Source organism: Vibrio sp. V42_P2S4T144 (assembly GCF_009904715.1).
Classification (GTDB): Bacteria; Pseudomonadota; Gammaproteobacteria; order Enterobacterales; family Vibrionaceae; genus Vibrio; species Vibrio alginolyticus.
In genome coordinates, this window is record NZ_WXWS01000307.1 from 1 (window position 1) to 4,641 (window position 4,641).

5 protein-coding genes are annotated in these 4,641 nt (G+C 42.6%); all 5 read left to right on the plus strand.

Annotation, left to right across the window (positions count from 1 at the left end; genetic code table 11):
• A partial coding sequence (tssI, locus tag CAG68_RS10620) for a type VI secretion system tip protein TssI/VgrG (protein WP_161441124.1) occupies positions 1-1,322 on the plus strand: 1,322 nt, incomplete at its 5' end.
• Positions 1,323-1,333: 11 nt separating this feature from the next.
• A complete protein-coding gene (locus CAG68_RS10625) occupies positions 1,334-1,624 on the plus strand; it encodes a PAAR domain-containing protein (RefSeq protein WP_005375969.1) in 291 nt (96 codons plus the stop codon).
• Positions 1,625-2,464 (plus strand): hypothetical protein, encoded by an 840-nt coding sequence (locus CAG68_RS10630; RefSeq protein WP_017633638.1) that lies wholly within the window; start codon positions 1,625-1,627, stop codon positions 2,462-2,464. It begins immediately after the preceding gene.
• Positions 2,465-2,822: 358 nt separating this feature from the next.
• A complete protein-coding gene (locus CAG68_RS10635) occupies positions 2,823-3,956 on the plus strand; it encodes an exonuclease SbcCD subunit D (RefSeq protein ID WP_005375971.1) in 1,134 nt (377 codons plus the stop codon).
• Positions 3,957-3,965: 9 nt separating this feature from the next.
• A partial coding sequence (locus CAG68_RS10640; protein WP_161441125.1) for an AAA family ATPase occupies positions 3,966-4,641 on the plus strand: 676 nt, incomplete at its 3' end.

The following is a 4,641-nucleotide window of genomic DNA, read 5'->3' on the forward strand; positions in this document are numbered from 1 at the left end:
TATCGGAAGAGGGGCTATCATTTTGTTTTACACATACTAAGTCTGCCCATACGCTCAATATTTTTGATGACATCAGTTTTTATAAGCCGGGTACTGAGTTTTTAGTCGATTTTGATACAGGTACGGCGAAATCTAGCCACATTTCTTCTTGGCATGAAACGCAAATTCTGACTACTAAAGCGAGTCAAAAGTCAGGCTATAACATGCTCAAGCCTTCTTCGAATCCTAAAAATACTGCAAAGGGTGAAAGTGATTTTTTTACAGTACCTGGAAGCGAGTATTTTGAATACATGGGTGAAATGGAGAGCAATGATCAATACGCACTAAGAAACACGCATGCAATAGAAGCACTACAGCAAAATGCATATTTGTGTCGTGGCGAGGCTACGTGCAGAACATTCAGTGTGGGCAAGTGCTTCAAGTTTAAAAAGCATGAAGATAAATCTCGAGTCGGCAAAGAATATGTACTGTCTTCTGTTTTTTTGTCTGCTGCTGTTTATAACCAGACTGGTCAAGGTGGGACCGGTGCGCAAGGTGTCAAAGTCTCGTTTAGTTGTGTTGACTCAAAGACAATCCTGCGTCCTTCAGTTAACTACCCGAAACCTCAGATGAAAGGTTTGCAAACCGCAGTAGTTACGGGGAACAAAGATGGTGAAATTTACATAGACAAACATGGCCGTATCAAAGTTCAGTTTCACTGGGACCGTGTTGGTAAATACGATGTAAATAGTTCATGTTGGATTCGTGTTGCGCAAAATATTGCAGGTAACGGATGGGGGTCGGTGTTTCACCCTAGAGTCGGACAAGAGGTCATCGTCGAGTTTGTTAACGGAGACCCTGATCAACCAATCGTTACGGGGTCACTATATAACGGTAGTCAACTCCCTCCTTACGCTTTACCAGAGCAAAGTTCTCAGAGTGGTTATAAATCACGCTCTGTACAAAAAGGTACATCCAGTTTTAATGAGTTGCGCTTCGATGATAAGCCTGGTGAAGAGCACATTTATCTTCATGCTGAAAAACTGTTCCAAATGCTAGTTGAAGACTGTGTTGATATCGCCGTTGAAAACAGTAAAACCGAAAAAGTGACCAATGATGTTAATCAAGAGGTTGGTCAGAACGCGAGCTTGAAAGTAGGTAAAAACTTTTCGAATGAAACGGGTGAAGTACTGTCTTTTAATGCAGGAAAGAGCGTCGAGATCAAAGTAGGTGGTGCTTCTATTCAGATGTCTAGCTCTGGAGAAATCAATATCAAAGGTAATAAAATATCCATTAACGGCTCAGCTATTGCTCTTAAAGCTGGGCAAATTTCATTGAACTAAGGTGATTTAAAGTGGGTAAACCAGCCGCAATTTTGGGCAGCTTTCATCTTTGCCCTAAAAAAACAGGAAAGATACCGCATGTCGGTGGTCCCGTCGTTGTTGGTTCACCAAACGTAACGATTGGCGGGATACCTGCGGCAAGACAAGGCGACAAGCTTATTTGTATCGGTCCTCCGGATAGTATCTCAGCAGGTTCTTCTAGCGTAACAATCAACGGTAAACCAGCCGCGAGAGTCGGCGATTCAACGTCTCATGGTGGCAAAATTCTATCTGGTATGCCTACGGTTTTAATCGGAGGCTAGATGCCACTCGCATTTCAAACGCATCTTCTATCCTTTAATGGCCGTTCACACACCGTTCGCGAGATAGCTGATGATTCTTTTAGATTGTCCGAGGAAATCCGACCCCCTGACTTTGCTCAATCAATAGATGAGCATATATTAAGCCTCGTGCGCTCTGAGCGCGAGAGTCTTGAGCAAGCTGATATCAAGGAGAATCTCTGTGTTCTTTTACCATCTTCGGTGGACAAAAGTTTGCTTAAAGCATTGATAAGCGAGCTTTCTATTTTCGTTGACCAAACTGTCAATACTGAAATTTACTTTTATCCTTATGGCCAAGCTGCATTTTTGATGGCACTAAATCGGATAAATCGTGAAGTTAATGAAACGCAAGCGACTTGGATACTGGCTATAGAGGTTACGAGTGATGTAGAAGGGCATGTCAAACCTCAAAGCTCTATCATTTTAACCAAGTGTTTTTTTCGACATTCAGGTCTTGTGCCTGATGTTGTTCGAATTGATTTAGATGCCAAACAACAACGCATCGCCGTGGACAAAGTGTTTAAGCAATTAGGAGTAAGTTGTGAACATCCACTCAGTCAATTGTATTTATCCGTTAATGAGGAAGAACCGCAATGGTTAAACTCAATGCAATTCTTGTCTCCGTGGGTGACCGATCAAACTCAGTATCAATTTGTTGATATCAAACTTGGCGGATTGGGTGCATGTGGCGGCGTTTTAAAAGCGTTAGTGATTGATGAGCTTCAAAGAAGCAGCCCCTGCCCAGACTTTCACGTGTTGCAAGCCGACATCGAGTCAGATGGCTATGCGGTAGGAGTAATATACAATTGGCGTAGTGAATAGGTCTGGCTATTGCTTTTCCTTCTAGTAGCTGAGGTTTTAGTGATGCAAATGTTATGGGGGATTGACTCGAAACTGGCCCTTTAATGATGTTTGGACAATGACTAGGCGCAGCTTGCTTTTCAAAATAGCTTTGCTCACCGCGTTTTTACAGTGTTCTTCTCGCTTTCTGATTAAATAGCCAGCCATAGAACACAAACCACATGAAAAGCTGTTCGACTCAAGATATCCTTACCGAAATAAAATAACTTGAGTTTTGGCTTGTTCGAGATCCCACCCGTGACGCATTCCTTTTTATAAACGGTACATGGACTCTGACAGAAGCAAGCCTACTCATAGAATTGGCGGAAAGTGAATTCGAATGAAGTTTATCCACACCTCAGATTGGCATCTTGGTCGACAATTCCACAACGTATCACTACTCGAAGATCAACAAGCAGTACTCGAACAACTGATTAACTATATTGAACGCAACCCCGTCGATGCAGTTGTAGTGGCGGGAGATATCTATGACCGTTCGGTGCCACCAACGGTTGCAATAGAACTGTTAAATCGAGTCGTGAAACGCATTTGTACCGAGTTAGAAACACCAATGATATTGATATCTGGCAACCATGATGGTGCAGAAAGGTTAGGTTTCGGCTCAGAGCAAATGAAAAATGCAGGTCTCCATATTGTTAGCAACTTTGAAGAGATGCTCACTCCCATCATCATAAAAACGGACTCTGCGGACGAGGTCGCGTTTTATGGTATGCCTTATAACGACCCTGAACAGGTCAGGTTTGCCTACAAAGCCTCGGTATCCACTCATGATGAGGCTCATCAATTGCTTGTTGAGCAAATTAAAGAGCGCTTTATCTCTAAGCAAAAGCGCGTGCTCGTGAGTCACTGTTTTGTTGATGGGGCTATCGAGTCAGACTCTGAACGACCATTATCTATTGGTGGTTCTGATCGCGTGAGTCATGAACACTTCTTAGATTTTGACTACGTCGCACTTGGTCATTTGCATCAGCCTCAAAAGAAAGGCGCAGAGCATATCCGTTACTCTGGCTCTCTCATGAAGTATAGCTTTGGTGAACAGAACCAGAGAAAAGGTTTCACGTTAGTTGAACTGGACAAGAAAGGATTCGTTTCTGCAAAGCATATTGATCTTACGGCTCCTCATGAAATGCGTATTGTAGAGGGCGAGCTGGATAAAGTTATTGAGCAAGGGAAAACAGACCCCAAGAATGAAGATTATTTGTTAGTTCGTTTGATGGATAAACATGCGATTTTAAACCCAATGGAAAAACTTCGTTCAGTGTATCCAAACGTTTTACACCTTGAGAAACCTGGCATGTTAATTGGGGTAGAGCAGGAAATGGCGCAAGCAAAGTTGGCGCGAAGCGAAATTGATATGTTCCGAGATTTTTTTATTGAGGCGCAAGATAGCCAGTTGTCTAAAGAGCAAGAGCAAGCTGTTACTGACATTATTAAGCAATTATCACAGCAATAGGGACCAAAGATGAAACCAATTAAACTAACCATGCAAGCCTTTGGTCCGTTTGCAAAAACTGAAATCATTCATTTTGAGAAGCTTGGCAGTAACCCTCTATTTTTGATTAATGGTCCTACAGGTTCCGGTAAAACGTCGATCTTAGATGCCATTTGCTTCGCCCTTTATGGTGAAACCACAGGTAATGAGCGACAAGGTATTCAGATGCGGTGTGACTTATCCGCGCAAGACTTACCAACCGAAGTAGTTCTCGAATTTTCGTTACACGGCAAACAATACCGAGTTGTTCGATCCCCTGAGCAGGAAGCGCCCAAGGCCCGTGGTGAAGGGATGACGATTAAAAAGCACACTGCGGCTCTTTATGAACTCGGTGAGACTGAAACGCTTATCACCAGCAAGACGACTCAGGTTAAAACTGAAGTTAACAATATTATTGGCTTGAATGAAACTCAATTTCGTCAAGTTATGGTGTTGCCTCAAGGAAAATTCCGAGAACTGTTGCTTGCTAGCTCTAAAGAGCGTGAAGAAATTTTTGGCCAGCTCTTTCAAACTGACATATATAAAAAAATTGAGTACGCGCTCAAAGATAAAGCGAGTGCAATTAGTAAAGCGAAAGGCGAATTTGATAATCAAATTCGAGGTGCTTTACAAGTTGCAGAAGCGAGTTCTGAACAAGAACTATTAC